The 3136-nt window shown below is 70.6% G+C and carries 3 protein-coding genes; all 3 read left to right on the top strand.

The window, feature by feature from the left end; all coding sequences use genetic code 11:
• The coding region (locus ACE3UY_RS02095; protein WP_374685894.1) for an AEC family transporter at positions 1-688 on the top strand (688 nt) is incomplete at its 5' end.
• The gene (locus ACE3UY_RS02090; protein WP_374685893.1) at positions 685-1911 is read left to right on the top strand and encodes a peptidase MA family metallohydrolase; all 1227 of its coding nucleotides are present in this window, start codon (positions 685-687) and stop codon (positions 1909-1911) included. The genes ACE3UY_RS02095 and ACE3UY_RS02090, both read left to right, overlap by 4 nt.
• Before the next feature lie 192 nt (positions 1912-2103).
• Positions 2104-3136, top strand: a 1033-nt coding sequence (locus ACE3UY_RS02085) for a UTP--glucose-1-phosphate uridylyltransferase (RefSeq protein ID WP_374685892.1), incomplete at its 3' end; no start/stop codon positions are given.

The following is a 3136-nucleotide window of genomic DNA, read 5'->3' as shown; positions in this document are numbered from 1 at the left end:
GGTGATGGGCGGGTTGGCCTTCGGGCTGACCCGCCTGTTGCGTCTGGGGCGGCGGGCGACGGCGACGGTGCTCATCGTCGCCATGTTCGTCAACGGCGGGAACTACGGCATGACGCTGCTCCAGCTGCGCTACGGCGATGACGGGCTGGCGCGCGGCGTCGTTTTCTACGTGACGAGCACCGTGCTGCTCTACACCGTGGGGCTGCTCATCGCCTCGCTGGGCCACCTGCCGTGGCGGGAGGCGCTGGGGCGCATGGCCCGGCTGCCGGCGTTCTACGCCGCCATCCTGGCCGTCATCGTCTACCGCTTCGACATCACCGTGCCCGCGCCGCTGATGGCGGGCATCACCGTGGCCGGCAGCGGGGCCATCCCGCTCATGCTGCTCGTCCTGGGCATGCAGATCGCCGAGATGCGCCGCGGCGAACCGGTGGGCTTTGTCTGGCCGGTGGTCGGGCTGCGGCTGGTGGGCGGGCCGCTGATCGGGCTGGCCGTGGCCGCGGCGCTGGGGCTGAGCGGCATCGCCCGCAGCAGCATGATCATCGAGGCCAGCATGCCCACGGCCGTCTTCACCCTCATCGTCGCCGCCGAGTTCGGCTTGCCCACCTCGGCCGTGGGGCGTATAGTGGTGATCACGACGCTGATCAGCCCATTGACCATCGCGGCGACGATCAGCTTGCTAGGACTATGACCGCTTCGCCCGTTCGCCGCCTGTGCCTGGCCGCGCTGGCCATCCTGCTCGGCCTGCTCCTGCGCGCCGCCCCGGTGGCGGCCCAGGCTGAGCCGGGCATGGTGCTCTCCACAGCCGACTACGTCTACGGCCAGACGATGCGCTTCAAGCTGGCCGCGGCCGACGTGGGCCAGATCGAATCAATCACCCTCTTCTTCCGCGTGGGCGTCTCGCCCGACGCCTACTCGGTGGACGTGCCCCTCGGCGACGCAGCCGTCGCGGCCGGCGCGCCGCTGGAGGTGTCCTACGCGCTCGACCTGACCCAGACGCGCCTGCCGCCGTTCAGCCCCGTCACCTACTGGTGGCGCATCGAGCGGGCGGGCGGCGAGGCGCTGCTGGTGCCGGAGCAGGTGGTCAGCTACGTGGACGACCAGTTCACCTGGAACCAGCTGGTGGAGACGGACGAGGCGGGCGGGGGCAGCGTGCGCATCCACTGGACGGGCGAGGGGGAGGGGCTGGGGCGGCAGGCGGCCGACCTGGTGTTCGAGATGCTGCCGCGGCTGAGCCGGCTCGTCCCGCTCGACCGCATCCTGCCCTTTGACGTGTACCTGTACCCCTCGACGGCCGACCTGGGCGCGGCGCTGCGGCTGGCCGGGCGCGAGTACCAGCCGGGGCAGACCTACCCCGACCTGGGCGTGATCCTGACGACGGTGGTCAACCTGGAGACGGCCGACGCGGAGTTGCGCGATGGCCTGGCGCGCGGGCTGGCCGACCTGCTGCTGTATCAGGCGGTGGGGCAGGCGGCCTACACGCTGCCGCCGTGGCTGGGGCGGGGGCTGGCCGGGATGGTGCGCGGACAGACGGATCCGGTGCTCGATAACACGCTGCGCTCGGCTCTCTCGTCCGAGACGACGCTGCCGCTGGCGGAGTTGTGCGCCGGGGCGGCCGTGGACACTGACCTGGCCGCGGCGCAGAGCGAGGCGCTGCTGAGCTATATCGCCGCGACGTATGGCGAGGCGGCGGTGCGCGAGTTGCTGACCGCTTTCGCCGGCGGGGCGGACTGCGAGACGGCGGTGCGCGCGGCGACGCAGCTGACGCCGGGGCAACTGGACGCGGCCTGGCTGCGCTCCTTGCGTGGCGGCGAACCGGGGCGGAATGTGGCCGAGATGGCGGTGTGGGGGGTGCTGCTGATGGCCGGCTTTGGCTTCGCGGCGCTGCTCCTTCTGCGGCCGAGGAGGAAATGAATGAACCACGGATTTGCGCGGATTTTACGGATGAACACGGATTGAACCCTGTGTTCAATCCGTCGAATCCGTGAAAATCCGCGGTTCATTTATTTCACGTAAGGGGGCTGGTAAGGGGGAGGGGGTATAACGTATCCAGGATACATGGCCGGCGCGAGAGAGAGTGTGGTACGCTTGGCCGCAGGAACTACCATGAGCAACGACCCGGCCCGATTTGCCCCGTTCGCCGCGCGGATGGCGGACGAGGGGCTGCCCGACCTCTTCATCCGGCACTTCGCCCACTACTATGACGCCCTGCTGCACGGCGACGACGGCCTCATCGCGGAGGACGACATCCGCCCGGTGGACGCGCTGGACGACGCGGCGCGCCTGCCCGCCCCCTACGCCGACGCCGGCCGCGACGCCCTCAGCCGCGTCGTGACCATCAAGCTCAACGGCGGGCTGGGCACGAGCATGGGGCTGACCGGCCCCAAGTCGCTGCTGATCGTCAAGGAGGGGCTGACCTTCCTGGACATCATCGCCCGCCAGGCGCTGCGCGACGGCGCGCCGCTGCTGCTGATGAACAGCTTCGTCACCGACGCCGAGTCGCTGGCCGTGCTGGCCCGCTACCCCGAACTGGACGGCGACCTGCCGCTGAGCTTTGTGCAGCACAAGCAGCCCAAGATCGCCGTGGACGATTGCGGCCCCATCGACTGGCCGGCCGACCCCGAGCTGGAATGGTGCCCGCCCGGCCACGGCGACCTCTACACCGCCCTGGTCACCAGCGGCATGCTCGACCGGCTGCTGGACGCCGGCCTCGAATACGCCTTCGTCTCCAACGCCGATAACCTGGGCGCGGTGCTCGACCCGGCCATCCTGGGCTACCTGGTCGAGCGCCGGCTGCCGTTCCTGATGGAAGTGGCCGACCGGACGGCGGCCGACCGCAAGGGGGGCCACCTGGCGCGGCGGCCGGACGGCGGCCTGCTGCTGCGCGAGATCGCCCAGTGCCCGGCCGGCGACCTGCCCGCCTTCCAGGACATCGCCCGCCACCGCTACTTCAACACCAACAACCTGTGGGTCAACCTGCTGGCCCTGCGCGCCGTGTTGAGCGAGCGCGAGTACCACCTGGGCCTGCCCATGATCCGCAACCGCAAGACGGTCGATCCGCGCGACCCCGCCTCGCCGGCCGTCTACCAGCTGGAGACGGCCATGGGCTCGGCCATCGCCGTCTTCCCCGGCGCGGAGG

This window comes from Promineifilum sp. (SeqCode), from assembly GCF_041918635.1.
Classification (GTDB): domain Bacteria; phylum Chloroflexota; class Anaerolineae; order Promineifilales; family Promineifilaceae; genus Promineifilum.
This window is presented reverse-complemented; position numbering and strand designations above follow the sequence as displayed.